Annotated in this window: 25 protein-coding genes; 8 read left to right on the top strand and 17 right to left on the bottom strand. The window is 68.4% G+C overall.

The window, feature by feature from the left end; genetic code table 11:
- The gene (locus ABFX51_RS33485; RefSeq protein ID WP_143249882.1) at positions 1-705 is read left to right on the top strand and encodes a GNAT family N-acetyltransferase; all 705 of its coding nucleotides are present in this window, start codon (positions 1-3) and stop codon (positions 703-705) included.
- Here ABFX51_RS33485 and ABFX51_RS33480 read toward each other — a convergent pair.
- The 8 genes from ABFX51_RS33480 to ABFX51_RS33445 form a co-directional block, all read right to left on the bottom strand.
- Positions 702-1937, bottom strand: a complete 1236-nt coding sequence (locus tag ABFX51_RS33480) for an alanine racemase (RefSeq protein ID WP_346056135.1) — start codon at positions 1935-1937, stop codon at positions 702-704. The genes ABFX51_RS33485 and ABFX51_RS33480 overlap by 4 nt on opposite strands.
- Complete coding sequence (locus ABFX51_RS33475; protein WP_346056134.1) at positions 1934-2836, bottom strand: AraC family transcriptional regulator; 903 nt, start codon at positions 2834-2836, stop codon at positions 1934-1936. Before ABFX51_RS33475 ends, ABFX51_RS33480 begins: the two co-directional genes overlap by 4 nt.
- Positions 2837-2920: 84 nt before the next feature.
- The gene (locus tag ABFX51_RS33470) at positions 2921-3823 is read right to left on the bottom strand and encodes an AraC family transcriptional regulator (protein WP_346056133.1); all 903 of its coding nucleotides are present in this window, start codon (positions 3821-3823) and stop codon (positions 2921-2923) included.
- A gap of 247 nt (positions 3824-4070) precedes the next feature.
- On the bottom strand, positions 4071-5108 hold the full coding sequence (locus tag ABFX51_RS33465; protein WP_346056132.1) for a (Fe-S)-binding protein: 1038 nt from the start codon (positions 5106-5108) through the stop codon (positions 4071-4073).
- Complete coding sequence (locus tag ABFX51_RS33460) at positions 5105-6487, bottom strand: FAD-binding oxidoreductase (RefSeq protein WP_346056131.1); 1383 nt, start codon at positions 6485-6487, stop codon at positions 5105-5107. Before ABFX51_RS33460 ends, ABFX51_RS33465 begins: the two co-directional genes overlap by 4 nt.
- Positions 6487-7335 carry a fumarylacetoacetate hydrolase family protein gene (locus tag ABFX51_RS33455; protein WP_091509009.1) on the bottom strand — a complete coding sequence of 283 codons (849 nt, stop codon included), beginning with the start codon at positions 7333-7335 and terminating at the stop codon, positions 6487-6489. Before ABFX51_RS33455 ends, ABFX51_RS33460 begins: the two co-directional genes overlap by 1 nt.
- A 13-nt stretch (positions 7336-7348) precedes the next feature.
- Entirely contained in the window at positions 7349-7720 is a 372-nt protein-coding gene (locus tag ABFX51_RS33450) for a RidA family protein (RefSeq protein WP_091509012.1), read from the bottom strand.
- Positions 7717-8997: an aspartate aminotransferase family protein gene (locus tag ABFX51_RS33445; protein WP_346056130.1), complete on the bottom strand. Its 1281-nt coding sequence runs from the start codon at positions 8995-8997 to the stop codon at positions 7717-7719. The genes ABFX51_RS33450 and ABFX51_RS33445 overlap by 4 nt, the downstream gene beginning before the upstream one ends.
- Before the next feature lie 255 nt (positions 8998-9252).
- On the opposite strand from ABFX51_RS33445, the gene ABFX51_RS33440 reads away from it, so the two are divergent.
- The gene (locus ABFX51_RS33440) at positions 9253-10074 is read left to right on the top strand and encodes an IclR family transcriptional regulator (protein ID WP_091509018.1); all 822 of its coding nucleotides are present in this window, start codon (positions 9253-9255) and stop codon (positions 10072-10074) included.
- 49 nt (positions 10075-10123) lie between these two features.
- Here ABFX51_RS33440 and ABFX51_RS33435 read toward each other — a convergent pair whose 3' ends face one another.
- The 7 genes from ABFX51_RS33435 to ABFX51_RS33405 all read right to left on the bottom strand — a co-directional run bounded on the left by ABFX51_RS33435 (position 10124) and on the right by ABFX51_RS33405 (position 17771).
- Positions 10124-11215, bottom strand: a complete 1092-nt coding sequence (locus ABFX51_RS33435) for a pyridoxal-phosphate dependent enzyme (RefSeq protein ID WP_346056129.1) — start codon at positions 11213-11215, stop codon at positions 10124-10126.
- Between the two features lie 92 nt (positions 11216-11307).
- On the bottom strand, positions 11308-11928 hold the full coding sequence (locus tag ABFX51_RS33430; RefSeq protein WP_346056128.1) for a NeuD/PglB/VioB family sugar acetyltransferase: 621 nt from the start codon (positions 11926-11928) through the stop codon (positions 11308-11310).
- Complete coding sequence (gene neuC, locus ABFX51_RS33425) at positions 11922-13091, bottom strand: UDP-N-acetylglucosamine 2-epimerase (RefSeq protein WP_346056126.1); 1170 nt, start codon at positions 13089-13091, stop codon at positions 11922-11924. The genes ABFX51_RS33430 and neuC overlap by 7 nt, the downstream gene beginning before the upstream one ends.
- Positions 13088-14044: an aldo/keto reductase family protein gene (locus ABFX51_RS33420; RefSeq protein ID WP_091509028.1), complete on the bottom strand. Its 957-nt coding sequence runs from the start codon at positions 14042-14044 to the stop codon at positions 13088-13090. The genes neuC and ABFX51_RS33420 overlap by 4 nt, the downstream gene beginning before the upstream one ends.
- A complete protein-coding gene (locus ABFX51_RS33415) occupies positions 14041-15189 on the bottom strand; it encodes a DegT/DnrJ/EryC1/StrS family aminotransferase (protein WP_091509030.1) in 1149 nt (382 codons plus the stop codon). The genes ABFX51_RS33420 and ABFX51_RS33415 overlap by 4 nt, the downstream gene beginning before the upstream one ends.
- Positions 15186-16181, bottom strand: a complete 996-nt coding sequence (locus ABFX51_RS33410) for an SDR family NAD(P)-dependent oxidoreductase (RefSeq protein ID WP_346056124.1) — start codon at positions 16179-16181, stop codon at positions 15186-15188. Before ABFX51_RS33410 ends, ABFX51_RS33415 begins: the two co-directional genes overlap by 4 nt.
- Positions 16182-16292: 111 nt before the next feature.
- Positions 16293-17771, bottom strand: coding sequence for a M81 family metallopeptidase (locus ABFX51_RS33405; protein WP_346056123.1), 1479 nt, complete (start codon positions 17769-17771; stop codon positions 16293-16295).
- A gap of 436 nt (positions 17772-18207) precedes the next feature.
- On the opposite strand from ABFX51_RS33405, the gene ABFX51_RS33400 reads away from it, so the two are divergent.
- The 6 genes from ABFX51_RS33400 to ABFX51_RS33375 are packed head-to-tail and all read left to right on the top strand — an operon-like array spanning position 18208 to position 24825.
- Positions 18208-19857: an ABC transporter substrate-binding protein gene (locus ABFX51_RS33400; protein ID WP_346056121.1), complete on the top strand. Its 1650-nt coding sequence runs from the start codon at positions 18208-18210 to the stop codon at positions 19855-19857.
- A 9-nt stretch (positions 19858-19866) separates the two neighbouring features.
- Positions 19867-20814: an ABC transporter permease gene (locus ABFX51_RS33395; RefSeq protein WP_346056120.1), complete on the top strand. Its 948-nt coding sequence runs from the start codon at positions 19867-19869 to the stop codon at positions 20812-20814.
- Positions 20814-21695 (top strand): ABC transporter permease, encoded by an 882-nt coding sequence (locus ABFX51_RS33390; protein WP_346056119.1) that lies wholly within the window; start codon positions 20814-20816, stop codon positions 21693-21695. Before ABFX51_RS33395 ends, ABFX51_RS33390 begins: the two co-directional genes overlap by 1 nt.
- Complete coding sequence (locus ABFX51_RS33385; RefSeq protein ID WP_346056118.1) at positions 21692-22726, top strand: ABC transporter ATP-binding protein; 1035 nt, start codon at positions 21692-21694, stop codon at positions 22724-22726. The genes ABFX51_RS33390 and ABFX51_RS33385 overlap by 4 nt, the downstream gene beginning before the upstream one ends.
- Positions 22723-23763: an ABC transporter ATP-binding protein gene (locus tag ABFX51_RS33380; protein ID WP_346056117.1), complete on the top strand. Its 1041-nt coding sequence runs from the start codon at positions 22723-22725 to the stop codon at positions 23761-23763. The genes ABFX51_RS33385 and ABFX51_RS33380 overlap by 4 nt, the downstream gene beginning before the upstream one ends.
- A gap of 36 nt (positions 23764-23799) precedes the next feature.
- Positions 23800-24825, top strand: a complete 1026-nt coding sequence (locus ABFX51_RS33375; RefSeq protein ID WP_091509045.1) for an NAD-dependent epimerase/dehydratase family protein — start codon at positions 23800-23802, stop codon at positions 24823-24825.
- A 48-nt stretch (positions 24826-24873) separates the two neighbouring features.
- On the opposite strand, the gene ABFX51_RS33370 is transcribed toward ABFX51_RS33375, so the two are convergent.
- Positions 24874-25812, bottom strand: a complete 939-nt coding sequence (locus ABFX51_RS33370) for a succinylglutamate desuccinylase/aspartoacylase family protein (protein WP_177228757.1) — start codon at positions 25810-25812, stop codon at positions 24874-24876.
- 118 nt (positions 25813-25930) lie between these two features.
- A complete protein-coding gene (locus ABFX51_RS33365; protein WP_091509049.1) occupies positions 25931-26992 on the bottom strand; it encodes a nucleotidyltransferase family protein in 1062 nt (353 codons plus the stop codon).
- Positions 26993-26997: the final 5 nt, after the last annotated feature.

Raw genomic sequence — 26997 nt, 5'->3', positions numbered from 1 at the left:
ATGCGAATGCACGTGCACATGCAACTGCGGCCGGAGGCCGGTGAGGCGGCGATGGTACCCGACCTGCCGGCGAACCCGCTGTCCATCGAACTGTCGCTGTCCCACCGCCGGTTCTGGTGGCAGATCGACGACGAGGACGAGCAGCCGGAACAGTGGCACGCCTCGGCCGACATCTCGCCGCTCGACGTCTGCCCCGACGAGCTGCGGCACGTCGGCGACATCTCCCTCGTCATCGCCGACCTCACCAAGGAACGCAACCTGCTGGACTCCGTGGTGCTCGGCGAGTGGGCGCTGGAGTTCATCGCCGAGACCGTGATCGACCCCGACGAGGGGAAACTGCACCCCGAGCTGGACAAGGAGATCTCCCCGGGCCCGGCCCGGATGGTGATCCTGCGCCGGGTCGAGCTCGTCGAGGCCTGGCGCGGGCACGGTCTCGGCGCCGCGCTGATCGCCAGCGCCCTGCGCATCCTCGCCCCCGACGCCCGGCTCGGCGCCAGCCGCGTGTCACCGCTGGACTTCCCGTGCCCCGGTGACCGCGTCGCCGCCGAGCTGGCCAGCGTCCGCGCCGGGGCGATGCTCGAACGCGTCGGCTTCCGGCGGTGGAACGGCGTGCACGTCGTCGACCTCCGCGACCCGGCGCTGCTGGACGCGCGCATGGAGATCCTCGACCAGTGGTGGCCCGAATCCGACAGCGGAGAACGCTAGAACAACGTCCGTATCGTTCCACAAAGGACATACCTGTCGTCGAACACCGGCACCAGCCGCCACTTGTCGAACGTGGTGCACGGATGCGACACGCCGAAGGCGACCCGGTCCCCCACCGCCAGCTCGCCGCCGCGGAAGTGGGCGTGCTGGTCGTTGAGCGCGACCAGCCCGCCGGGCGGAGCGGGTTCGATCTCGTGCGTGTCGCGGCGGATCCGGTGCAGTGGCACGGGAAATCCCGCGTCGACGCCGGTGTCGCGCTTGCCGAAGTCCAGGATCGCCAGCCCCGGTTCGGGGCAGGACAGCACGCGGCTCCACAGCTCTAGGCTCGGCCGCAACGGCAACGTGCGGTACTCCGTGCCCACGATCGTCCGGTAGTCCTCGTAGACGAGGGAGTCGTGGGTGACGTAGCAGCCGCTGCGCAGCACCACGCGGATCGACCGGCCGGCCTGCCACCCGGGCCCCAGCTCGTCGGCGACCACCTCCGGGAACGCGCTGCCCCCGACCGTCACGACGAACTCCCCGTTCCCCGCGAGCTCGTCGGCGGCGTCCCGCAACCGGCGCAGGTAGCCGCGGACGTTCGCGAGCAGCTCTGCGGCCGGGGTGCCGCCGATGATGCCCTCGAAGCCGCCGATCCCCGCCAGCTCCAAAGCTTCCGACGCACGGACGCGTGCCGCGAGCGACCGCAGCGCCGCGAGGTCCCGCACCCCGGTCCGGCCACCGGGCACACCGAGCTCCACCAGCACCGGGAGCGGGCGGGCGCGCTGCCCCAGCTCCTTTTCGAGGAGCTCGACCCCGTCGAGGGAGTCGACGTAGCAGTAGCACGTGAACCCGGGATCGCGCGCCAGCTCCGCACCGAGCCAGCGGATCGCCTGGGAATCGGCCAGTTCGTTGGCGAGCACGATCCGGCGGGCGCCCAGTGAGCGGAACGCCCTGACCTGGCTCGGCGAGGCGAGCGTCAGCGCCCACGCCCCGCGTTCGAGCTGCGCCTCGGCGATCTCCGGCGACATCGTCGTCTTGACGTGCGGGGCGAGCGCGAGCCCGTGTTCCCGGCAGAACCGGGCCATCGTGGTGAGGTTGTGGTCGAGCGCGGAGCGCCGGAGCGCCAGCACCGGGGTCAGGAAGTCGTCCAGGGTGGCGCTCAGCGCGGCCGCGGGCCTGCCGACGGCGTCGAACGGGAAGGCCTTGTCCCACGCGGTGATCGTGATCTCGGGGAGGTCGAGCACCCGCGTCACTCCACCCTGCCGCGGCGCGCCGTCTCCCACGGCCACTCGGCGAACCGCGCGACGTACCACTTGTTGAACTGGGCGTTGTCGCGGAAGCCGCACCGCTCGGCGGCGGCGCGGACCGAGGGCTGCTCGCCACGCAGCAGGAACCGGCGCACGCAGTCCAGCCGCACGCCGCGCAGGTACTCGTGCGGCAGGCAGCCGTCCTCCTGGAACGCGCCGGTCAGCTCGGCGAGCGTGGCCCCGGCGAGCTGCGCGTAGTACGCCATCGACCGGCCGGAGAACGGGTCGGAGTCCATCAGTACCTTGACGAACGCCACCAGCTCCGCCGAATCCCAGCCGCCGCGCCGCAGCCCGCCCGAGAACTGGTGCGGCTGGTTGCGCACGACCCAGTCGACGAGCACCTCCTCGGCGTGGCGCGTCAGGCGGTCACCGGGCGGGCCGGTGAGCAGCCGGCGCACGCTCTTGGCCAGCGGGCCGGCGTCACCGAGCAGGCTGCGCACGAGCGGCCGGAACGACACGATGCCCTCGGGCGGGAACGCCAGCAGCGGGGCGAGCCGCGCCCGCAGCAGGTCGGGGCGGATGCGGATCACGCGGAACAGCGAGCCGCTCGCACACCGGATCGTGCTCAGCTGCTCCGGTGACGCCGCGACCACGGCACCGCTGCCGAGTTCGAGATAGCGCTTTCCGTGCCGGCACACCAACCGTCCACGGAGGACGATGAGGAGGAAGTAGTCCGGTTGCGGGCCTTGGAGTTCTATCGTCGCGTCACACGTGTAGGCCAGGGTGCCCACGACGAGCCGCGGGCCGGCCAGCGCGGTCACGCGCACCTCCAGCCGCTGCCCGCGCTCGACCCGGACGAGGTGCGGGCCCAGCACCCGCGCCGCGTCGTGCTCCTCGTCTGTCATGGCGTCACGTTCTTTTCGTCTGGAACATCTGTTTCATTTTTCACGATAGTCAGCACGCCGGCGGCCAGTCAACGCCCCGACCACTCAGGAATACAGGGTCTGCTGCGGGGTTTCGCCGAACTCGCGGTAGTACCACTTGCTGAAACCGGGTTCGGTGAACCCCCAGCGCTCCGCGACGGACTCCACCGTGACGTCCCCCGGCTCGGCCCAGCGCAACGCGAGGTACGCCCGGCGCATGCGCACGTGGTAGAGGTAGCCGGGGATCGACTGGGACAGCCTGCTGCGGAACGCCTCGTCGAGCGCGCGCGTGCTGATGTCGAGGTCACGCGCCAGCGAGCCCTCGGTGTGCGCCTCCTCCGGCGTGCTTTCCAGGATGTCGATCGCGCGACGCAGCGTGTACGGCGGCGCCGGCAGCGGACGGGTCTCGAGCACCGCGCTGTAGCTGTTCGGCTGCACGCGCAGCAGCCCGACGGCCAGGCTCTCCTGGAAGTGCCCCTCCCACAACCGCCTGCGGAACCCGTGCTCCGGGTTGCTCGCGCGGCGGACGTAGGTCAGCAGGAAGTCCACCCAGCGCCGCTGCCGCACGCCCTGGCAGTCCAGCCCGAGTTCGAACCGCAGCGGCCAGGGGACGTACCCGCCGAGCAGGTCGCTGAGCACGCCCTGCAGGAACGGCCACGAGAGCTTGGTCAGCAACAACCGCGCGTCGGCGGACAGGCGCATGCTCAGCGGTTCGGTGTTCCGGCTGATGAGCATTCTGTCCGGAGTGGACAGTAGCTTTTCGGACCCCGACGTGATGGTCGCGCACCCGGCGATCGGGACCTGGAGCGCGATGAAGTCGTGCGTCAGCCCCGGATCCACCGCGACGGCCGCGCCGTAGTGGACGTAGTTGAGCACGACGTTGCCCAGCGCCAGCGAGTTCATCTCGGCGTCGATCCGCGCGTCGCGTTCGAGGGTCACGACGTCGTGGGGACACAGGATGCGACTCATCTCGTCACGTACGTGGTCCAGGTCACCGGAACGGAAGAGCCGGTGACCTTGTAAGGGCAATGCCATTTCTCCCTGTACCTCCGTCGCGCGCGAGTTCGGGGCTCTCGGCTCGAGGACTAGGTTCGGTAGCAGCACAATCAAGAGAAGAATCACATACTACGCCGAACCGGCGAGGAAACAAGGAGTTTCGGCTACCGAAAGTAGGCCGGGCACCCGTCCGTGGCGGATTTCTCCGCTTGTTTCCCGTTCAATTCCCCGCCAGCCTGAGCAATTCCGCCAGGTGCAGCGCCTTGACCGGTGTTCCACGCAGGCCCTGCCGCAACTGGCGCAGGCAGCCGGGGTTCACCGCCACCACGTAGTCCACCCCCGCCGATTCGATCTCCGCGAGCTTCGGCGCCAGCACCTCGCGGCTGTCCGCGGGCCGCAGGAGCGAATACGTTCCCGCCGCACCACAACAACTCCCCGCGTTCGGCAGCTCGACGTAATCGGCCACCGCTTTGATCAATTCACGCGGTTCACGCGTCACGCCCATTCCGTTGCGCAGGTGGCAGGAATCCTGCAAAGCCACCCGCGCCCGCCTGCCGTCCACCCGCACTTCCCCGTCCGGCCACGCGTTCCGTTCGAGGAGCCATTCGCTGAACTCCTTCACGCGGTCCCGGCCGAGCTGCGCGGCCAGGTGCGCGGCACAGCCACCGGCGGTGGTGACGATCGTTCCGGGTAAGCGCTTTCCGAGTTCCCGCGCCAGTTCGGCGCCACGGCCGGATTCGCCGTTGTGCGCGTGCAGCGCGCCGCAACACCCCTGGTTCGCGGGGACGTTCAAATCCGGCGCGATGCGCAGCGCCGCCCGGCTCACCGCCGGGTACAGCCCGCGCTCGACGCAGCCCAGCATCAACGACTCCGCCCGCCCGCGTGCGCGCGCGTGGCGGCGCACGAGGCCCTGCAACCGCAGCAGCCACCGCCGCGCCACGACCGCCATCAGCACGCGCGCGAGCCACGGCCGGTCACGGCCCCGCCACTGGTGGTCGCGCCACTGTTCGAGCAGGTTGCCGTACTGCACGCCGGCCGGGCACACGGGTTCGCACGCCCGGCAGCCGAGGCAGAACGACGACTGTTCCACCAGCGTCGGGTCGTCCGGTTCGAGCTGCCCGGTCTCCAGCGCGCGCATGAGCGTGATCCGCCCGCGCGGCGAGGACGCTTCCTCGCCCGTCAAGGCGTACGTCGGGCAGGCGGGCAGGCAGAAACCGCAGGAGATGCAGCGCTCGAGCAGCTCGTCGTCGAAGATCACGAGCCGACCTTCCCGGGGTTGAGGATGCCGGCGGGGTCGAAGGCGGACTTGATGCGACCCAGCAGGCGCAGCTGGTCGGTGCCGAGCCGGTCGGCGAGGAACGGCAGTTTCGCCGCCCCCACCCCGTGTTCGCCGGTGATCGTGCCGTCGAGCCTGATCGCCGCCGCGAAGATCTCCGCGAACGCCTTGTGCGCGCGGTCCACCGCCGCGCCGTCGTCGGGGTCGAGCACGCACGTCGGGTGCAGGTTGCCGTCCCCGGCGTGCCCGAACGTCGCGAAGCGCAGGGCGTAGCGCGCGGCGATTTCGTTGATCTGGTCGACCATCGCGGCCAGTTTCGGGCGCGGCACCGTGACGTCCTCGAGGATCGTCAGCGGAGCGAGCCGGGACAGGGCGGGCAGGGAACAGCGGCGCGCGGCGAGCAGCGCGTCGGAACGGGCGACGTCCTCGGCGAGCGTGACCTCCAACGCGCCGGCCTCCGTGCAGATCTTCCGCAGCCGCACCAGGTTTCCCGCGACCACCTCGATCGGCCCGTCGTCGCCGAACAGCAGCAGCGCCCCGGCGTCCTGGCGCAGGCCGAGCCTTGCGAAGTCCTCCACCGCGCTGATGCAGTTCTGGTCCAGGAACTCCAGCGTGGCCGGCACGATGCCGGCGGACAGGATCGCCGTGACGGCGCGGCAGGCGTCGGACAGCGTTTCGAAGTACGCCACGCCCGTGCCCGTCTCGGCGGGTTTCGGCAGCAGCGCCACCGTCGCCTCGGTGATCACCGCGAGCGTGCCTTCGGAACCGGTGAGCAGCCGCGTGAGGTCGTAACCCGCGACGTCCTTCCACAGCCTGCCGCCGGTCCGGATGACCTCTCCGGTCGGCAGCACCGCCTCCAGGCCCAGCACGTAGTTGCGCGTCACGCCGTACTTCAGCCCCCGCAGCCCGCCCGCGCAGGTCGCGATGTTGCCGCCGACCGTGGACGTGGTGCGGCTGCCCGGATCCGGCGCGTACAGCAGGTCCCTCGCCCCGGCGGCGTCGGCGAGCCGGGCCGTGGTGACGCCCGGCTGCACCCTGGCGAGCAGCTCCTCGTTGCTGATTTCGAGGATCCGCGTCATCCGCGTCAGCGCGAGCACGATGCCACCCGCGAGCGGGACCGTCGCGGCACACAGGTTGGACCCGGCGCCGCGGGGCACCACGGGAACCCGGTGCTCGGTCGCGAGCCGCAGCACGGCGGCGACCTGCTCGGTGGTCCTGGGCAGCACGACGACGTCCGGCCTGCCCTCGAACAACGGGGTCGCGTCGCGGCCGTACACCGCCAGTTCACCGGGGGCGAGTCGCACGCCGTCGAAGCCCACGATGTCGGTGAGCGCGTCGACGACTCCGTCGGGCAGCTCCATCAGGCCTGTCCGCACACGGTCCGCTGCCGCCCGAGCCCGGCGACCTCGATCTCCACGACGTCACCCGCGCGCAGGTACGGGTAGCGGCCGGACAGCGCCACGCCCTCGGGGGTGCCGGTGTTGAGCAGGTCCCCCGGTTCGAGCACGAGGAACTGGGACAGGTGCCAGATGATCTCGGCGACGCCGAAGATCATGTCCGAGGTCTTGGAGTCCTGGCGCGGTTCGCCGTTGACCCACGACCGGATCTCGAGCACCTGCGGATCGGCCACCTCGTGCGCGGGCACGAACCACGGGCCCACGGGGTTGAACGTCTCGCAGCACTTGCCCTTGGCCCACTGCCCGCCGGGGCGGCCGAGCTGGAAGGCGCGCTCCGACACGTCGTTCGACGTGACGTACCCGGCCACGCAGGCGCGCGCCTCGTCGAGGCTTTCCAGGTAGCGCGCGCGTTTCCCGATGACGACACCGAGTTCGGCCTCCCAGTCCGTCTTCTCCGACGCCCGCGGGATCAGCACCTCGTCGTACGGTCCGACGACGGTGTTCGGCGACTTGTGGAACAGGATCGGCTCGGACGGCGGCGCGTCCCCGGATTCGGCCGCATGGGCGGCGTAGTTCTGCCCGATGCACAGCACCGCCCCCGGCCGCGCGATCGGCGCCCCGATCCGCAGGCCGAGGATGTCGGTCTCCCGCAACTCCCCCGAATCCAGCGCGATCCGCGCCCGCCGCGGCCCGTCCTGCGCGAAGAACACGCCGTCGATGTCCGGCGTCAGCGGCGTCAGGTCGTAGTACCGGCCGTCCTCCAGCAGCACCGGCCGCTCCTCACCCGGCGGCCCGACCCTGAGCAACTTCATCTGCCTCGTCCTTCTATCTGTCGTCCGAATAGGCGACGACGTCGATTTCGAACTTGATGCGGCTGCTCAGGCAGCCGGTCAGCGTAGTCCGCGCGGGCAGCGGGTCGCCGAAGTACTCCGGGTAGATCCGGTTGAACTCGGGCACGTCCTTCGCGTCGGTGACATACGCACCCACCTTCACCACGTCCCGCAGCGTCAGGCCCGCGTCCGCGAGGATGCGCCGCACGTTCTCGATCGAACGGCGCATCTCCTCCTCGAACGTGCCCGGCACGATCGAGCCCGAGGCGTCCACCGAAGCCTGCCCCGAGACGAAGACGAACCCGCCCGCTTCGCGGTACGGGGAGAACCGCGTGGTGTGCCCGTCCTTCGACTGCGCGTGGGTCATGCGCTGACCCACTGGGTGAGGGCCTTCTCGAACCGGGTCAGCGCGGCGTCCAGTTCCTTCGGGCCGTGCGCCGCGGACACGTACCAGACGCCGCGCCCCGCGACCCACAGGCCGTGCTCGACGAGGACGGGCACGAAGCGCTCGTACCGGGCGAGGTCGAGCTGCTGCAGCGAGCGGTAGTCCGTCACCTCGACGTCGCCGAACGAGACGTGGAACGCGGCCGGCAGCCCGGAAACCCGCAGCGGCAGGTTGCGGGCGAGCCCGATCTCCCTCAGCCCGGCCATGAGCGCGGTGCCGTGTTCGGCGACCCGGTCGTACGGCGGTTCGTCGATCAGCGTGCCGACCGAAGCGACGACGGCCGCCATCGCCATGACCGACGCGTTGAACGTGCCGGAGTGGTTGACCTCACCCGTGCCGAAGCGCGCCATCAGGTCGGCGCGGCCGGCGAGTGCCGCGACCGGGAAGCCACCGGCGATCGCCTTGCCGTAGGTCGCGAGGTCCGGCGTCACGCCGTAACGCTCGGTCGCGCCGCCGAGGCCGAGCCGGAAACCCGCGATCACCTCGTCGAAGATCAGCACGATGCCGTGCTCGTCGCACAGCCTCCGCACCTCCTCCAGGTACCCCGCGCGGGGTTCGATCACGCCGGCGTTGATCATGATCGGCTCCATGATCACGGCGGCGACCTGCTCGCCGGCACGCTCGAGGACGTCCGCGAGCCGCTCGGCGTCGTTCCACGGCAGGATGATCGAGTCTTCGAGGTGGCTCGCGAGCTGCCCCCGGCTCGCCGGCCCCCACCGCCCGTCGCGCTCGCTGATCAGCACGTTGTCGAGCCAGCCGTGGTAGTGCCCCTCGAACCGCACGACCTTGGTGCGGCCGGTGACCGCCCGGGCGAGGCGCAGCGCGGCCTGCACGGCCTCGGTGCCGGTCATGCTGAACCGGACGAGGTCCGCCCAGCCCAGCGCCTCCAGCACCAGTTCACCGGCGCGGACCTCGAGCTCGTGCTGCCCGCCGAAGATGACGCCGTCCTTGCAGGCGCGGAAAACCGCGTCGATCACGTGGCCCGGCGCGTGGCCGAGGAAGTTCGGCCCCTGGCCCAGCAGGTAGTCGACGTAGTCCTGCCCGTCGACGCTGTAGAGCCAGGCCCCCTGCGCGCGCTGGATGAAGTCACGCGCCCCCGCCAGGCGGACGTTCGAATGCACGCCCCCGGGGGTGAGCCGCAACGCGCGGTTCCTCAGCTCGTCCGAACGCGGCGTACGCCCCGGCGCGTCATCAACCATCGAAGATCCCTTTCAACAGCCCGGAAATCGAAATCCCTGCCCGGCAGGCCGATCCGCGGTGAGTTTCACTAGATGAAACGCAAGATCTGTGTTCATTCAAGCTACGGCGAGTGGCCGAGAACAGTCAAGGGGGGCGAACACCGCCGGCGGCCCCATACCACCGCCCGTTCCCACCCGGCTCTGGCCCCCTGACATCGGCCTTCGCGGAGCGGTAGCATCTGAAACGCTCACGTTGACGGTCGAAATGAGGTAGCAGTGGCACGCCGCAAGGGGAAGCAGGATCCGGACGACATCCCGGCCAGCGAACAGGATGCGAACGAAGAGGAACGCGATTACTCGGTACGCGCGGTGGAACGGGTCTGCCTGATCCTGAACCTGCTGCAGGAATCGGTGGACGGCATCACCCTCAACGAGGTGGCCCAGACCACCGGCCTGCCGAAGTCGTCGGCCTTCCGGTACCTGTGGACGCTGGAGAACCACCGCTACGTCGAGCGCGACGAGGCGGGCGGGCTGTTCCGGCTCGGCCTCGGTTTCGTCGGCATGCAGTCCCGGCACCTGGAGATCCTCCGCGAGCGCGCCCGGCCGTTCCTCGAGCAACTGCGTGACGACATCGGCGAAACCGCGAACCTCGGCCTGCTCGACGGCGATCACGTGATCTACCTCGACATCGTGGAAAGCCGCCGCGGGGTCCGGCTGGCCGCCTCCCGCGGCGACCGCGACCCGATCCACTGCACCGCGCTGGGCAAGGCCATCGCCGCGCAGCTGCCCGAGGACCGGGTCCGTGAGCTGCTCGACGAAACCGGCCTGGCGAGGCGGACCGACAACACGATCACGAGCATCGACGAGTACCTCGAAGAGCTCGGGAAGGTGCGCCGGGTCGGGTACGCGATCGACGACCGCGAGAACGAGGACGACGGCCGCTGCGTCGCCGTGCCGCTCCTCGGCACCCGCCTGCCCGCCGCGATCAGCATCAGCGGACCGTCCTCACGGTTCTCCGCGCAGGAGGCCCGCAAGGCGGCGAAGGTGCTGATCGACATCGCGGCCGGGATCGCGACGAACCCGGTGGCCGTCGGCTGACGCGCGCGGGCGAGGTGCCCCCGGCCGAAGGGGGCAACCGCCCGCCGCGTCAGTCCAGCCCGCCGTGCCACGCATCGATGGCGGCGGGCACTTCGTCGAGCCCGAGTGGACTGATGCGGGCGAGGTCCGGCGCGAAGCGGTTGAGGTCCTTCCACCCCGCGCCCGTGAGCACGAGCACCGGCTCGTCCTCCCCGCCGACCCGTCCCGCGTGGACGTCCGCGGTCAGCGCGGCGAGCCCCGCCGCGGCCGCCGGTTCGACGAACACCCCCTCCACCTCGGAAAGCACCCGCTGCGCCACGAGGATTTCTTCGTCCGGCACGCTGACGCCCCAGCCGTCGCACTTGCGCACCAGCTCCGCGGCCAGCAGCCCGTCGGGCGGGTGCGGCAGCTGCAGTGCGGAGATCCCGCTCGTGCAGGTGTCGATGGCGGGTTCGGACAGCTGCCCGGCGAGGAACCGCGCGATCGGGTCGCACCCCGTGGGCTGGCAGGCGATGGTCCGCGCCCGCATCCCCCGGTGCAGCACGCCACGGGAGACCGCGGCCAGCAGCCCGCCGCCTCCCGTCGGCACGTAGACGTGGGTCGCGTCGGGGTGCTGCTCGGCCAGTTCGTAGGACAGCGTGTCGATGCCGCGCATGCCGTCGGGGTTGAACGCGTGCGCGGTGGTGGCGAGGTAGAGGTCGTGCCGCAGCGCCGCGGCGCGGACGTGCCCGAACAGCCCGGTTTCGCTCTTGCCGGACGCCCGGTTGCCCACGCCTTCGACGGCCGCCACGCCGATCGGGTAGGGCAGCAGCGGCAGCCGTTTCTCCTTGGGCGCGGAAGCCACGAGGCAGACGAACCCGGGTAGCCCCGCGCGGGCGCCGTAGGCGGCCATGGCGGCGCCGGCGTTGCCGGAGGAGGTGGTGACCCAGCCCCGCTGGCCCCGGCGCTTCGCGAGGGAAATGGACATCGCGGCGACGCGGTCCTTGTAGGACCCGGTGGGGTTGACGGTCTCCAGCTTGGCGGTGAGCGAGGCGACCCCCAGCCGCCTCGCGAGCTTGTCGAGCGGGACGAGCGGCGTGTCCCCCTCACCGAGGGAGACGAACTCGCCCACCTCCGGAAGATCGTCCGCGAACCTGCTCAACCCGAGGGCGTTACGCACCACAACGGCTCCCACCTCCGCGGCGGGGAGCCGCGGATCCCAGGGACAGCTAAGGTGAAACGATCATTTCATCCTAGGTCAGGGTGGCCGTTCCGTCACGAGGTCTTTCCGAGCGGCCGCGCCGGCACACCCGCGACCTTGCTGCCGGGCGGCAGGTCCTCCCGCACGACGGAACCGGCGCCGATCACGACGTCGTCGCCGATCTTCAGCCGCGGCAGGATCACCGCACTGGCGCCGATGAACACGCGGTTCCCGATCGCGCAGCCGCCGCCGACGAACACGAGCGGGCTGAGCGTGGTGTGGTCGCCGATCGTCACCTCGTGCCCCACCACGCAGTTGACGTTGATCAGCACCTGCCTGCCCAGCTGCGTGTCGATGTTGACGCAGGCGCCGGCGAGCACGATCGACCCCGGCCCGACGCCGACCCCGTCCTCCACGTAGGCCCGCGGGTGCACGAGCGTGTAGGGCTCGCGCCCGGCCGCTAGCGCACGCCGGTCGATGTCCTCCCGTGCCGCGGGATCCGCGACCGCGATCACGTACCGGGCGTCGACTTCGGGCAGGAGGTCGTCCCCACCGAGCACCGGTGGTCCCTCGGATGCGTCGTCCAGGAACCCGATCGCCCTGACGTTAGCGTCAATCCGCTGGGTCCCGTTCAGCATGGCTTCGATCCGGCGCCCCAGACTGCCGTACCCGAGGATGACCACGCAGTTCAGCACCGCACCCCTCCGTCCACGAACTCCTTGTGGAGCAGCCCGTCCAGCGGCTCCCGAAGGAGGTGGTGCACGATCCGCTCGGCCGCTTTGCCGTCGCCGTAAGGGGAGGTCGCCGTCGCGGTCACGCGCTCGTGTTCCGGCGACAACGCCTGTCGCACAGCGTCGACGATCTCGTCCGCATCGACACCGCAGTCGATCACCGACGCGGCGCGCGGTCTCCCCTCCTGGCGGCGCCCGATGTTGACGGTCGGCGTCTGGACAGCCGGGGCTTCGATCAGGGCGCTGGACGAGTTGCCCAGCACCAGGTCGCACGACATCACCAGGTCGAGGTAGGCCTGCTGCCCCAGCGACGGGAACAGCGCGCTCCGGTCGGTGTTGCGTTCGACGAACTCACGCAGGCGGCGGTTGACCTCGGCGCCTCCACTGTCCACGTTGGACGCGGTGAACGCGATCGTCGCCTGGGGGAACCGGTCCAGCGCGGCCGTCAGCCCCGCGAGGCCGGCCGCGGAATCGGCCGGATCCGCCGTCACGGAGTGGTACGTGACCAGGATGAGCGGTTTCCCGTCCGGTAGCCCCAGCTCGCCCAGCACCTCCGCCCTCCGCGGCCGCGGGCGGGACAACACCTCGTCCAGCCCCAGCGAGCCCACCAGGTGCACGCGGTCGGCGGGCTCGCCGAGCTGGACGATCCGGCACCGGAACTCCTCCGTCGAGGTGAAATGCAGGTTCGCGAGCTTCGTGATCGCGTGCCGCACCGAGTCGTCGACGGCACCCCGGGTGACCTGCCCGCCCGCGATGTGCGCCACCGGGATCCGGCTCAACGCCGCCACGGCGGCCACGGCCAGCGCCTCGTACCGGTCGCCCAGCACGACGAGCAGGTCCGGCGCCAGGCCGAGCAGCGCGTCGGCGTACCCGGCGGCGGCCACCCCGAACGACTTGGCCATCGCGTGGGGCGAGTCGCCGGCCAGCACGTTGGTCACCACCGCGTCCACCGGATGGCCGTCCCGCCGGATCGCCTCGATCGTCAGGCCCTGCTCGGCCACCAGGTGCCCGCCCGAGACGAGCAGGCGGAGGTCGGCCTCCGGTTCCTCGCGCAGCCGCGCGAGGAGGGGGCGCAGTGGGCCGTAGTCGGCACGGGAACCGGTCGCGACACAGATCCGCCGCGTCACAACCTGGCCACCGGCTCGAGCAGCGACGCGACCTCGGCGTGCAGTGCCGGGTCGAGGGGTTCGTCGACCTTGGCGAGGTTCTCCGACAGCTGGTCCGGCCTGCTCGCGCCCACGATCGCACTCGTCATCGCCTCGTCGTGCAGGCACCAGGCGATCGCCAGCTGAGCGGCCGTGTACCCCGCGTTCTCGGCGATCTTCTTGAACTCCTGCACCGCCTCCAGCACCCCGGGCCGCAGGTACCGGTCGAGGAACCAGCCGTCCCCGGACGCCCGTCGGCTCCCCTCCGGGACCGCCCCCGGCGCGTACTTCCCGGTCAGCAGCCCCATCGCCAGCGGCGACCACGCCAGGACACCCGTCCCCGTCCGCCGGCACGCGGGCAGGACCTCGGGCTCGATCGTGCGCCAGAGCGCGGAGTACTGGACCTGGTCGGACACCGGGACGGCCCAGCCCGCCGCGCGGCAGAGCTCGATGACCTCCACGAGCTTGTCCGGCGGCCACTCCGACACGCCCCAGTACAGGACCTTGCCTGCCCGCACCAGGTCGTCCATCGTCCTGGCGACCTCCTCGACCGGCACCTCGGGGTCGTACCGGTGGCACTGGTACAGATCGACGAAGTCCACGCCGAGCCGCCGGAGCGAACCGTCGATCTGGCTCATGACGTGCTTCCGCGACAGCCCCCGGCGCAACGGCCCCTCGCCCATCGGCATGTAGACCTTGGTGCCGACGAGGTAGGTTTCGCGGTCCAAACCGGACAATGCCTTGCCGAGCGCTTCCTCGGCGCGTCCGGCCTGGTACTCGTTGGCCGTGTCGAAGAAATTGATCCCCGCGTCGTAGGCCCGGTGGACACAATGGACGGTGTCCTGCTCGTCGACGCTGCCACCGTGGGTCAGCCAGGTGCCGAAGCTCACCACCGAGAGCTTGGCGCCCCACTGCCCGAGTCTGCGATACCTCACTGCGCACTTCCTCGTACCGGGGTTGACCATGACTGCCGCAACGCGGCCGCGACCCGCCGTTGTTCGTCCACGCTCAGCTGGCTGGAACTGGGCAACGACAGGCCCCTGCGGAAGACGTCCTCCGCCACTGCGCCGCCGAGGCGCTCCGATCGTGCATACGGTTTCTGCAGGTGCACCGGCGGCCACAACCGCCGCGCCCCCACTCCGTGCGAGTTGAGCTTCGTCACGAGTTCGTCCGCCTCGATCCCCGCGTCCTCGACCAGGACCGAGTACAGCCAGTGCGACGGCCGCGCCCACTCCTCAGACGGGGGACCCGTCAGCGGAAGTCCGGCCAGCAGTTCGCGGTAGCGCGCGGCGAGGGCGCGGCGGGCCGCGACGGCGTCCGCCAGCTGCTCCAGCTGCGCGCAACCCAGCGCGGCGGCGAGGTTGGGCAGCCGGTAGTTGTACCCGACGGTCTCGTGCACGTACTGGTCGCCCTGCTTGGCCTGGTTGATCAGGTAGCGCGCCTCCCGCGCCAGGTGCTCCTCCCCGGTGACGATCATCCCGCCCGCTCCGCTGGTGATGATCTTGTTGCCGTTGAAGGAAAAACAGCCGAACCTGCCCACGCTGCCGACCGAGCGCCCGGCGAGCGGTCCACCGCTCCACGACGCGCCCAACGCCTCCGCCGCGTCTTCGACGATCGGGATCTCGAACCGGTCCTTCAGCGCCAGCAGGGGTTCCATGTCGGCCGGATGGCCGAGCACGTGGACGACCTCGACGACGTCCGGCAGCCGGTCACCGGTGCGTGCCCGGCGGACGACCTCGTCGTGCAGGCGGGCGGTGTCCATGTTCCACGTGCGGGGTTCGCTGTCCACCAGCAGGAGATCGGCCGCGCAGTAGGTGGCGGCGTTCGCCGAGGCGATGAACGTGAACGTCGGCACGGCCACCAGCCGGCCGGGCCCGGCGCCCGCCAGGCGGAGCGCCACGTGGAGCGCGGCGGTTCCGCTCGCACAGGCCACGGCGTGCGCGGTGCCCGTCACCTCGGCGAACTCGCGCTCGAACCGCTCGACGAACCGGCCCGCCGCGGAGACGTTCCCCTCCTCGACGCACTCCGCGAGGTACCGCGCCTCGTTGCCCGCCAGCCACGGCACGGACAGGGGGATCATCGCTGGTAGCTCCCGGCCCGTGCGATCTCCGGCCCGGCCTTGAGCTGGTCGATGGTCCGCATCAGCCCTTCCCGCAGGGACACGGTGGGCTCCCAGCCGAGTTCACGCCGCGCGCGTTCGGGGTTCGACAGCAGGATCTCCACCTCGCTGCGTTCCGGGCGGATCCGCTGTTCCTCCACCTCGATCCGCGAGTCGGAGCCGGTGAGTTCGCGGCACAGCTCCACCAGGTCACCGATGGACACCGTGGACCCGACCCCCAGCTGCACGAGCGAGCCCGGTTCGAGGTCGGTTTCGGCCATCCGGACGAACCCGTCGACGGTGTCGGTGACGAAGGTGAAGTCGCGCTGCGGGCGCAGGCTGCCGAGCCGGATCGTCGGCAGGCCCGCGAGCAGCTGCGTGAGGACCGTCGGGATCACCGCGCGTGCCGACTGCCGGGGGCCGTAGGTGTTGAACGGGCGCAACGTCACCACGTTCACCCCGAAGGACCTGGCGTAGGACTGGCAGAACTGGTCGGCCGCGACCTTCGACGCCGCGTACGGGGACTGCGCGCGCAGCGGGTGCGCCTCGGAGATCGGTACCGTTTCCGGGGTTCCGTACACCTCGCTGGTCGAGGTGTGCACCATCTTGACGCCCTCGTGCTCCCGCACCGCCTCCAGGACGTTGACGGTTCCCGACACGTTCGTATGGAGAAAGGAAACCGGCGCGACGTAGCTGTAGGGCACGGAAATCAACGCGGCCAGGTGGAAGACGACATCGACACCGGCGACCGCGTCACGCGCGGAACGGAAATCGCGGATGTCGCCGAAAATCACCTCGACGCGGGCGAGTTCCTCCGCGGACAGCCGTTCGAGGCAGCCCATGCGGTTGTCGGAGTTGTAGAGGCACAGCGCACGGACCGCGACTCCGTCTGCGATCAGCCGTTGTACGAGGTGGCTGCCGATGAACCCGTCGGCCCCGGTCACGAGCGCACGTTTTCCCGCGAGTCTGTTCATCACACCTTGTCCTGGGTCGCCATCCGGGCTTATTCATGCGATACCAGGAACTTGTCTACTAGCCGGGGGCACCGGACGCATGAGAGGTCCGTTTCGCCGTGGCTGATCGCGTCAGAAAGTCGCGTCTGGTTCCAGCGGGTAGAGGGGTTTACGCCGACGGCGGTAGTCGAACCGGTGCAGCCCGAGAGCTGCGATGCCGTCGGTGTCGACGAGAACCAGTTCACGTGCGATGGGCGCATACGCGGCACGAGGCGCGTTCACGCCTTTCGCCACGACGATGTGGTGGTCCTCGGGGTTCAGGCCGAGGCTCAGGAACTGCTGCCTGCTGGTGTTGGCCGTCTGTCGCGACATCAGCACCAGCGTGTGGCCGTCGGTGGTTTCGAGGACCGCCGTGGGACCCATGTCGTAGAACCGGAAACCGCCGTGGACGGGACGGGTTTCCTCGAACCGCCCGTCGCCGAGGTGGCGCACGCGCCCGGTGACGGTGACGGGGCGGCCGGCCGAATGCGGATGCCGAGCGCCCACGGCGAGGGTGATTTCCGCACCGACGCCGGCGGCGCGGCACTGCTCGGCCGCGTCCGGATCCCAGAGCGTCTGCAGGAGGGAGGGCGTTTCCCGGCGTTGCGCTTCGGCCAGGATGACGGTCGAATCGCCCGGGGCGCCGCCGCCGATGTTGTCGCCGACGTCGAGCAGCACAACCGGGCCTTCCGGCGTGCGCTCGGCCAGTTCCAGCGCCTCGGTCACGGTGAGCCCCTGCCCCCGCAACTCTTCGCGGCGGCTCCAGGCGAGTTCGGCCAGCTCGGTCGCGACCTGCTGGGCCATGGCTTCGTTGCCGTCGGATATGGCCAGGAAGGACATGCCCATCGCGGGAACGTCCGCGTAGGGAAAACCCTGGACGATGCTGGCCGACAGCATTTCGGGGCGCTGCCGGGCGCGTGCCGCCGCGGCGACGAGGTCACGCATGGGCAGTTCGCCGGTGTCCTGCCGGGCGATGTCGACGACCAGCGGCGGGGTGACCAGTGCCTGTTTCGGCTGGCTGGCGCCCTTGGCGGTCGCGTGCACCAGCCGCGTGCAGTCGATGGCGCGGTCATACGCGTCGACGTGCGGGTTGGTCTGGTAGACGAGGGTCACGGTGACCGCGTCGACCAGCCGCGGGGACAGGTTGGCGTGCATGTCCAGCACGACGCCGACGGGCACGTCCGGCCCGAGCACCGTCCTGATGCGTGCGGCGAGTTCGGCGTCGGCGTCGGGGAAGTCTTCGGACACGGCAGCGCCGTGGAGCGCGAGCAGCACGCCGTCCCACGGTCCGTGCCGTTGGAGCTGGTCGAGCATCTCCCCACTGAAGTCCTCGAAGACGTCGTTGGTGATGGGCCCGACGGGGTTGACCCGGGCGAAGAAGAGCGGCACGAGGTCGATCCCGAGCCGGTCCGCCTCGTCGAGGTAGCCGCCCAGGATCGTCGCGGATCCCTGGTACTGGTCGAGGATCTGCGCGCCGCGGAAGACGCCGCCGCTCTCGAAGAGGGCGCGGTCGGCCTTGATGGCGGAGAACGTGTTGGCCTCGTGGTAGAGGCCCAGCGCCGCGAACCGCATCCTCCGGCTGTCCCCTTCCGTTGGTTTCACTGGGCGAACTCGGTGATTCACTTGCGGCCGAAGCTACGTGGCGGTCACGAGCAGTGTCAATCACGCGTGCATCACAAGTACGAACCGAAGAAAGCAGCCGTGCGCGGGCCGGAGTTCCCCCAGCACACAGGGGCAGCAACAGCTCGACTGCCGATCACTTCGCCAACTTGACAGCCGATGGGTGCCCGTATTTTCATTCAACAGAACACGAAGTTCACTTTTGCTCCGAGCCCAGGAGGACACGCGCCGTTTCAGCAGGTCAGCTCGTCCGACCCAATCGACTGGTACTTCGACAGACAGCCCGCGGACGAGCCGAGAGCGCTCTGCGCGGCCGCCCCCTTCACCCCTCGAGCAAAAGCCCGCCCGCGGCCGCGCTAGCGCCGCCCCTCGACCCTCCGGAGCTGTCATGTTTTCAGATCGAAGGCTGGAACGCCGAACCTTCCTCCGCGCCGCAGGCGCCACCGGGGTCCTCGCCGGCACCGGCCTGGCTTCAACCTTTCTTGCCGGTTGCGGAAGTACCGGCGGTGGCGGGACGGGGAAGGTTGCCGCCGGACTCGCGCCTGCGGCAACTGCGTTACAACCCGGAAAGAGTATCGAAGGCACCATATTCGCTGATATAGCGTCGCAGCTACCTCGAGGTGGCACGCTGGATATCACTCTTACACAGAGCGCCGCAACCCTTAACATACTTTCCAGCACCCTCGTCGCCATCCAGTGGTATGCCGATCCCGCCCATGACACCCTTGAACGTTTCGATCAACACGGAAACCTCGTTCCATCGCTCGCTCAAAAGGTGGAACTGGTCAATCCCACGACGTATCGATACACGCTTCACGAGGCGAACTTCCACAATGGCCGCAAGGTTGTGGCACAGGATGTCGTAGACACAGTCGAATATGTGCGCAACCCCACGCTGGGATCCAATCGGGCTGGAACTTTCAAGGGAGTCACGGTTCGCGCGATAGACGAGGGTGTTGTCGAATTTGTTCTGCCGGAGCCCAACATGGGGTTCCGCTACTACCTTCCAGGGCTTCCGATAGTTCCAGTGGAAACAGCTGGACAGCTGGCAGACAATCCCATAGGTTGCGGACCATACCGCTTCAAAGAGTGGGTAAAGGACTCTCATATCGACTACGAGGCGAATCGGGAATACTGGAATCGCGATCTTCCACGACTTGATAAATTGAGGCTGACCCTTCGAACAGATCGACAGGCTGCGACACAGGCGATGCAAGCCGGTCAAACTGATCTTCTGGACACCGTACCGCCGGCCCAGATCCAGCAATTCGAGCAGCTTGTCAACGCAGGCAAAGTCGCCGGCGCCACCTACACTTCCGGCTGGAGCTATATCGGCCTGAACACCAGGAAGGGACCACTCCGCGATCCGCGAGTGCGGCGAGCTCTCGCGCTCGCTGTCGATCGAACTTCCATAGCCCGGGTCAACGGTGGCAAATACAGCACACCCGTCTGCACCGCTCCCTACCCCCCGGAATCACCTGAATACCCTAAGGATCTCGACTACAGTCGGGACCTCAACACTGCCCGAAGCCTACTCGAGCAGGCTGGAGCAAGTTCGTTGAAGCTCGAGATACTGACAACAAACGCAGCGACCGTCGCTATCGCGACGGTAGTGAAAAGCAACTGGAAAGATATCGGAGTCGAAGCTCAAATAACGCAGATCGATGTACCTACATGGGTCGCACGACGCACCAGAGGGGACTTCGAGGTGGGTCTCTCCGGCTGGTTCTCGAGCCGAGAACCTTCCTACGTTCTTGACAATCTATTTACCTCGAACGGTTTGAGCAATTTCTGGGGGTATCAAAGTGCCACCGCCGACGCACTGATAAAACAAGGAAGGACCACATTTGACCCGAACGCTCGCCGAGACGTTTACCTCAAGCTCCTGAAGCTTCTGTTCATCGACGAGCCGCCACTGATACCTCTCACGTCTGACAACAACTTCATGGTTTTCCGGCCGGGCGTGAATGGAGCAGATATAGCGCCAACGGCATTGACTTTGTGGCGATATGCTGTCGCCGCGAAACGAAATGCCTAGCGAGCCGCTATGATGCGTTTTATTTTCAGGCGTTTCGTGGGAGGAATTTCAACCCTCCTGGTCAGTAGTATCGTAGTCTTCGTCATGGTCCGCTTCATTCCGGGCGACCCGATAACGGCGCGCCTTACCGACGGCGGGCTCAGCCCCGAGGCTCAAGCCGCGCTGCGCAGCCTTTACGGGGTGGACCAGCCATTGATCCAACAATATTGGAGCTGGCTGACCTCGATATTGCACGGCAATCTAGGGCTGTCTCTCACGACGCAGACACCGGTCGTCGACGAGCTGCTCGTACGCATTCCCCGCACCTTCTACCTGGCCTTGGTGGGAATTCTCACAGCCTTGGCGATATCCGTACCCATTGCGATCACGGCTGCACGTTACTCAGGTGGCCGACTGGATTCGCTTCTCACATCGGCGAGTGGCGTCCTGATCGCCGTGCCGAATTTCGTCATCGGCATTATTCTAATTGTTGTTTTCTCAGTGCAGGTCGAACTCTTTCCGGTGGCCGGCTACGTGGATCCGAGTGCGGATCCAGCCGGATTCGCACTCGGCATGGTTCTACCCGCCCTGACTATCGGCCTGCCCGCTTCGGCAGTCATCATCCGTGTATTACGATCAAGTTTGCTCGACGAACTCCGACGGGACTACGTTCGAACCGCCGAGGCACGCGGAAACTCTCGCCTACGGGCGATCACCCGCCATACCCTCCGGAACGCTTCACTCCCCACGGTGACCATAGTCGGGCTGCAGGTGGGCCAGCTGCTCGGTGGCGCCTTGGTGGTGGAGACATTGTTCAGCTACCCCGGGGTGGGCTTGTTGCTGCTCAACTCGATCACACAACGCGATTATCCCACGGTTCAAGCGTGCCTGCTCTTCCTGGCATTCGCGTTCGTCTTCGTCAATCTGCTGACCGACGTCCTTTACGCAGCCCTGAACCCGAAACTGAAAGTGGGCTGATGAGCAATCTTTCCCTTGCAGCACACTTACCGTTGCAGTTTCGAGGCAAGCGGGTAAATTATCGAGTTTTGGTGCCTGCCGTCTTACTGGGCCTCATCACGATTGCTGCATTGCTGGCGCCGGCGATCCAGCCCTACGATCCGCAGGACCTCACGGCTGGCATCCCCCTCGACCCGCCATCGCCGGAACACTGGTTCGGCGTGGATGATTTTGGTCGGGATCAGCTCAGTCGAATTCTCGACGGAGCTCGAATCAGCCTGAGCATCTCCGGCATCGTGGCCGCGGTCTCAATGGCGGTAGGCACTCCGATCGGACTCTTCCTCGGATATCGACGTGGACGGTTGGACTTTGTAGTCGGCCGACTACTCGACGTCATGTTCGCGTTTCCGGGGCTTCTCCTCGCGCTGGTACTCGCGACAGCGCTTGGCCCTGGACTCACTACGGCCACCATCGCGATGTGCATTATTTTCACGCCACTCGCAATCCGCTTCGTCCGGGGAGTCGTTGCATCAGAAAGCGTTAGTGACTACGTGGTGGCGGCTCGCATCGTCGGCGCCTCCTCAGTCCGAATAGCATTCAGGCATCTGCTTCCGAACATCAAGTCGCAACTGTTCGTGATCGCCACCCTGATCATGAGTTTCGCCGTGCTCACTGAGGCGGCGTTGTCGTTCCTCGGGGTCGGCGCTCAGCCTCCCAGCGCGAGCTGGGGCCGGATGATCACCGATGGCCGCGCGTACATCACCACCCAGCCGTTCCTCGCTCTGATTCCCGCCCTCGCCATCGCCGTACTCGTGCTCCTCCTCAACACCCTCGGCGACGGGCTTCGTGACCGGCTCGATTCCGACAGCAAGAACATCAATCAGGGGGTGACCGCCGTATGAGCGAGCCACAGCTGGTCGAACTCGAAGCGCCCGCAGCCGCACCGGCGGAAGCCCTCTTGTCGGTGCGCGACCTGAGAGTCGGGTTCAAGCGCGGGGGCGGCGTGCTGGAAGCCGTCCACTCCGTCTCGTTCGACCTCGGCCAGGGCGAGGCCCTCGGCGTCGTGGGCGAATCGGGCAGCGGGAAATCCGTGACAGCGCTCGCGTTGCTGCGGCTGCTCGACCCGAAGAAGAGCGAGATCACCGGCGAAGTGTCACTCGCCGGGCGGAACCTGGTGCACCTCAACGCCAGGGAACTCCGGAAAACCCGCGGCAGGGACGTGGGTTTCGTCTTCCAGGACCCGCTCGGCTCGCTCAACCCCGCCAAACGCATCGAGCAGCAGCTCACCGAACCGTTGCGGCTGCACGGGTTGACGAGCGGCAAGGCGGATTCGCGGGAACAGGCGCTGGAGATGCTCCGGCTCGTCGGCATCAGCGACCCACGGCGCCGGCTGCGCCAGTACCCGCACGAGCTCAGCGGCGGTATGCGGCAGCGGGTGATGATCGCCGGCGCGATCATCACCCGCCCCCGCCTCGTGATCCTCGACGAGCCCACCACCGCACTCGATGTCACGATCCAGGCGCAGATCCTCGACCTGCTCAGCCGGCTGCGCGTCGAGCTGGGCACGAGCATGCTGCTCATCAGCCACGACCTCGGCGTGGTCGCGCAGGTCGCGGACCGGGTTTCCGTGATGTACGCGGGGCGGATCGTGGAAAGCGGTTCGACGCAGGAAGTGCTCGACCACCCGCGGCACCCCTACACCCGCGGACTGATCGCGTCGCGTCCGCGTCTCGACAGTCCGCTCACCGAGCCGCTCGTCCCGATTCCCGGGCAGCCGCCGGCGCTGGAGGACCACGCCTTCGACGCGTGTTCCTTCCAGCCCCGATGTCCGCACGCGGTGGCCACCTGCAAGGAGGAACTGCCCCTCCTCGCCGGACAACCGCACCCCGCGGCGTGCTGGGTCGCCAACTCTTCCTCGGGAGCACGACGATGACCGCTTCGTGGGCACAGACCGAAACACGGGAACCGAAGCAGGCGCCGACGCCGCTGCTGGACATCTCGGACCTCCACGTGCACTTCCCGGTGCCGTCCGGCGCCTTCGGGCACCAGACGCTCCGGGCGGTCGACGGGGTCAGCCTCACCGTCGCGCCGGGCGAAACCCTCGGCCTCGTCGGCGAGTCGGGATCCGGCAAGTCGACCGTGGCACGGGCGGTCGCCAGGATCGAACCCGTCACGTCCGGTGAGATCCGGGTGGCCGGCAGCACGGTGAGCGGCCGGAAGTTCGACGAGAAGGAGCTGCGCCGCACGGCGCAGATGATCTTCCAGGACCCGCGGGGCAGCCTCAACCCGCGGCACACCATCTACCAGGCCGTGCGGGAACCACTGGATATCCACCGCGTCCGGGCCGCAGGCGAACGTTCGGCGCGTGTGGACGAACTCCTGCGCCTCGTCGGGCTGAACCCGGCGATGCGCGACCGGTACCCGGGCTCGCTCAGCGGTGGGCAGCTGCAACGCGTCGCGATCGCCAGGGCGCTCGCCGTCGAGCCGAAACTCCTGCTGTGTGACGAGCCGGTCAGCTCGCTCGACGTCAGCGTCCAGGCACAGGTGGTCAACCTCCTCGCCGGACTGCAGTCCGAGTTCGGGGTGGCGTACCTGTTCATCGCGCACGACCTGGCCGTCGTGCGCCACCTGTCCCACCGGATCGCCGTGATGTACCTCGGATCGGTGGTGGAAACCGCTCCCACGAGCGAGCTCTTCTCCCACCCACGCCACCCGTACACGCGCGCCCTGATCGATGCCGTCCCCGACACCACGCCCGCGGGCGCGCGCGACCAGATCGTGCTCAAGGGCGACATCCCCAGCCCGCTCAACGTGCCCAGCGGGTGCCGCTTCCGCACCCGTTGCCCGTGGGCGCGGGAGCGGTGCGCAACCGAAGCCCCGCAGCTCCGCGAAACCGACGGCGCCGGGCTCGTCGCCTGCCACTTCGCGGAGGAGATCGCGGAGGGAACCCTTGCCCAGCGGACAGCCTGACCAGCAGCACCAATCACCAGCAGGAGGAAACCCGTCATGTCGGTACTGATCACCGGGGCCAGTGGACGAGTAGGGGCCAACGTCGTCCGCCGACTGGTCGAGGCGGGTCGGCAGGTGGTGGCGATGGTGCCACCGAACGATCCGCTGCGGAGCAAGCTCGACTCCGTCGCCGACATCGAGATCGTCGAGGCGGACCTGACCGATCAGGAGGCCATCAACAGCGCCGTGAAGGGCCGGACCGCGATCGTGCACCTCGCGGCCCAGCTCAACCGCAACGAGACGCCCGTCGACAAGTTCTTCGACATCAACGCTTTCGGCACGCTCCGGCTGCTCGAAGCCGTCGTCCGGCACGCGCCGGACCTCGAACGCTTCGTGCTCGCCAGCACCGACGGCACCTACCGGCCCGGCGCGCCGACCGCCCGGCCACTGGCCGAAACCTCGCCGCTGGCACCAGCGGACTACTACGGGTCGAGCAAGCTGCTCGGCGAGGTCATCCTGCAGCGCTGGGCCGACCAGTACGACATCCCCCACACCGTCGTCCGCTTCGGCACGATCCTCAGCCCCGAGGAAGCGGTTTCGCGGTTCCGCTACGAGTACGTCCGCGGCGTGCTCAGCCGGGCGGCGTTGGGGCGCGAATCGAACATCTGGCACCTCTTCCACGGCCACCCCGACATGCTGGAGATCGTCGAAGCCGCTGTGCCGGACAAGGAGATCAACCCGGCGGTCGCACTGCGAGGGCCCGATGGCACACCGTGGACGCTTCACCTCGCCGATGTGCGGGACATCGTCCAGGGCGTGCTGCTCGCCCTCGACCACCCCGCCGCGCTCGGCGAGACGTTCAACATCGCGGGACCGCACCCCACCGGCTTCGACGAGGGTGCGGCGATCGTGGCCAAGGCGTTCGACGTCCCGTCCTACACCGTCGACGTGCCCGTCGACTGGCACCTGGACATGGACGTCTCCAAGGCGCAGCGCCTGCTCGGCTTCGCGCCGGAGTTCGACTTCGCTCGCATGGTGGCCGACGGGTTGAAGGGCACTTCGGTGATTCCCGCCCGTGTCTGACGGAACACCGGGGCCGGGTGCGAGAACTCGCACCCGGCCCCTTCCACGTCAGGTCAGCACCGGCTCCGCCGCGGGTGCGGGCTCCGAGATCGGCCCCAGCATCGCCAGGGCTTCTCCGGCCTCCACGCGGCACCAGCGGCGCAACCGCATCACGCACGAATCGCGTTCGGCTCTGATCGTGCTGATGACCCTTCCTTCGTCATCGCGCAGTTCGCCCAGTACCGCGCCCGCACGCACGTCGTCGCCGACGGAGACGCGGGTGACCCAGCGGCCCGCGACCTCCGCGGGGTACGCGGCGTCGATGTCGCCGTAGCCGCCCCGCACGATCCGCCTGCCGGCGGGCGGCGGGGTGAGCCACCCGGGGGCCTCCAGCATCCCGAGGTGGGCCATGACCCGGAAAAGCCCGCTGAGGTAACCGTCCAGGTGCTCGCCTTCGACCTGCTTGCCGCCACCGCTTTCCACGTAGATCGCGGGAATGCCGAGGCTCCGCGCCGCCGAAAGGGAACGGCCCGCGGCCGCCGAATCGTGTGCCCACGTGATCGGCGCGGCGAAAGCGTGCGCGATTCCGGCCGCCTTCCGGGCGCATTCGTCGTGCAGCTCGTGGTAACCGCAGAAGAACGGCATGATTCCCACGCACCCGGCGCTGTGCAGGTCCACCAGTGCGTCGGAACCCGTGATCACTTCCCGAAAAATCGTGTGCGCCACTTGTTCCGTCGGTTTTCCCACCGGGTCGCCGGGAAACACCCTCGCGAGGTTTTCCCCGTCGTCCGGACTGGTCCGAGTGTCGGCCGCCACGGCCATCGGGTTCGACCGCGGCAGCACCAGCACCCGCCCGCTGAGCCGGTCCAGCTCGCGCAGTTCCGCCACGAACGCGTCACACGCGAGAATCCCTTCCGGCTCGTCCCCGTGCACCCCGCCCAGCACCGCGAGCGTGGGACCCGCGTCGCCGGTGATTTCGTGGAGTTCGAGAGCGACGGAACCACTCACCTGAAGGCTGTTTCGCCGATAGCCGACCACTGGCACTCCCTGCCGGTTTTCACAACACGTCAACCATTTCGCGTAGTGAAATCAGCATGCCATGGCGAACACTGCCGGGCAACCAGCCTCAGACCACCTCACCACGAGCCAGCGCGAGTTCGGCCGGCCGTCCGATGTCGAGCCATTCCCCGACCCGCCACAGCCCGATCGGCCAGTTCCGCTTGAGGCACTCGTCGAACAGCCTGGTGATCGGGAACATCTCGTTCCGCGGGATCAGTTCGAGCAGTTTCGGCTCCAGCGCGTAGATCCCGGCATTCACCGGCCACGCCGCGGTCGGCTTTTCGACCACCCCGGTCAGCTTGCCGTCACGCGATTCGAGCACGCCGAACGGGACCTCGTGCCGGTATTCGGTGACCGCGATCGTGCCCAGCACGTCACGGGCCCCGTGCGCCGCGAGCAGTTGGGAGACCGAGAAATCCGTGATCAGGTCGCCGTTCATCACGAGGATCGGTTTGTCCGGCTGGTAGCCGAGGTCGCCGAGCAGCGAGAGCGCACCGCCGGTCCCGAGTGGCCGGTCGGTCTCCTCACGCAGGTACTCGATCACGCACCCGAACTGGGAACCGTCCCCGAAGTGCTTTTCGATCTGTTCGGCGAGGTAGTTGACCGAGATGAAGATCTGCCGGATCCCGGCGCCCACCAGGTGCAGCACGAGCCGTTCGAGAATGGGACGCCCCGCCACCGGCAGCATCGGTTTCGGCGTGTCCTTCGTCAGCGACCCCAGGCGCGTTCCCTTGCCACCGGCCATGATCACGGCCCAGTTCGGCAGTGCGGGCGTCCCGAGCACCTCGTGCTCGAAATGTATTCCGGTGACGACCCCTTCGGAATCGACTATCGGTGCCTCACGCACTTTCAGCGCGTGCATCAGGTCCAGCGCCTCGGCGCGGCCCACCTCTTCCCCGATCGCCGCAGGGGATTTCGCGACCAAGGGCGTCAGGGGGTTGTCGAGTGCGATTCCCTGCAACAGCGCCCTGCGGATGTCGCAGTCGGCCACCGTACCCAGAAACCGCCTTTTTTCGCCGACGACGAAAACATTCGAGACGGAAAATCGGTCGATGACCTGCAGCGCTTCGCGAATCGTCGCATCCGGTTCCAGCAGCAGGTCAGAGAATTGCCTGATCGGGTTGGTCACGATTG

It is taken from the genome of Amycolatopsis dongchuanensis (assembly GCF_039542405.1).
Taxonomy (GTDB): Bacteria; Actinomycetota; Actinomycetes; order Mycobacteriales; family Pseudonocardiaceae; genus Amycolatopsis_E; species Amycolatopsis_E sacchari.
This window is presented reverse-complemented; position numbering and strand designations above follow the sequence as displayed.

Excerpts from the sequence above, each read along its gene's own strand:
- ABFX51_RS33485 (WP_143249882.1), top strand. The coding sequence starts at position 1 with ATGCGAATGCACGTGCACATGCAACTGCGGCCGGAGGCCGGTGAGGCG.
- ABFX51_RS33475 (WP_346056134.1), bottom strand. The coding sequence starts at position 2,836 with ATGACAGACGAGGAGCACGACGCGGCGCGGGTGCTGGGCCCGCACCTC.
- ABFX51_RS33470 (WP_346056133.1), bottom strand. The coding sequence starts at position 3,823 with ATGAGTCGCATCCTGTGTCCCCACGACGTCGTGACCCTCGAACGCGAC.
- ABFX51_RS33460 (WP_346056131.1), bottom strand. The coding sequence starts at position 6,487 with ATGGAGCTGCCCGACGGAGTCGTCGACGCGCTCACCGACATCGTGGGC.
- ABFX51_RS33455 (WP_091509009.1), bottom strand. The coding sequence starts at position 7,335 with ATGAAGTTGCTCAGGGTCGGGCCGCCGGGTGAGGAGCGGCCGGTGCTG.
- ABFX51_RS33450 (WP_091509012.1), bottom strand. The coding sequence starts at position 7,720 with ATGACCCACGCGCAGTCGAAGGACGGGCACACCACGCGGTTCTCCCCG.
- ABFX51_RS33445 (WP_346056130.1), bottom strand. The coding sequence starts at position 8,997 with ATGGTTGATGACGCGCCGGGGCGTACGCCGCGTTCGGACGAGCTGAGG.
- ABFX51_RS33415 (WP_091509030.1), bottom strand. The coding sequence starts at position 15,189 with ATGATCCCCCTGTCCGTGCCGTGGCTGGCGGGCAACGAGGCGCGGTAC.
- ABFX51_RS33410 (WP_346056124.1), bottom strand. The coding sequence starts at position 16,181 with ATGAACAGACTCGCGGGAAAACGTGCGCTCGTGACCGGGGCCGACGGG.
- ABFX51_RS33405 (WP_346056123.1), bottom strand. The coding sequence starts at position 17,771 with ATGCGGTTCGCGGCGCTGGGCCTCTACCACGAGGCCAACACGTTCTCC.
- ABFX51_RS33400 (WP_346056121.1), top strand. The coding sequence starts at position 18,208 with ATGTTTTCAGATCGAAGGCTGGAACGCCGAACCTTCCTCCGCGCCGCA.
- ABFX51_RS33395 (WP_346056120.1), top strand. The coding sequence starts at position 19,867 with ATGATGCGTTTTATTTTCAGGCGTTTCGTGGGAGGAATTTCAACCCTC.
- ABFX51_RS33390 (WP_346056119.1), top strand. The coding sequence starts at position 20,814 with ATGAGCAATCTTTCCCTTGCAGCACACTTACCGTTGCAGTTTCGAGGC.
- ABFX51_RS33385 (WP_346056118.1), top strand. The coding sequence starts at position 21,692 with ATGAGCGAGCCACAGCTGGTCGAACTCGAAGCGCCCGCAGCCGCACCG.
- ABFX51_RS33380 (WP_346056117.1), top strand. The coding sequence starts at position 22,723 with ATGACCGCTTCGTGGGCACAGACCGAAACACGGGAACCGAAGCAGGCG.
- ABFX51_RS33375 (WP_091509045.1), top strand. The coding sequence starts at position 23,800 with ATGTCGGTACTGATCACCGGGGCCAGTGGACGAGTAGGGGCCAACGTC.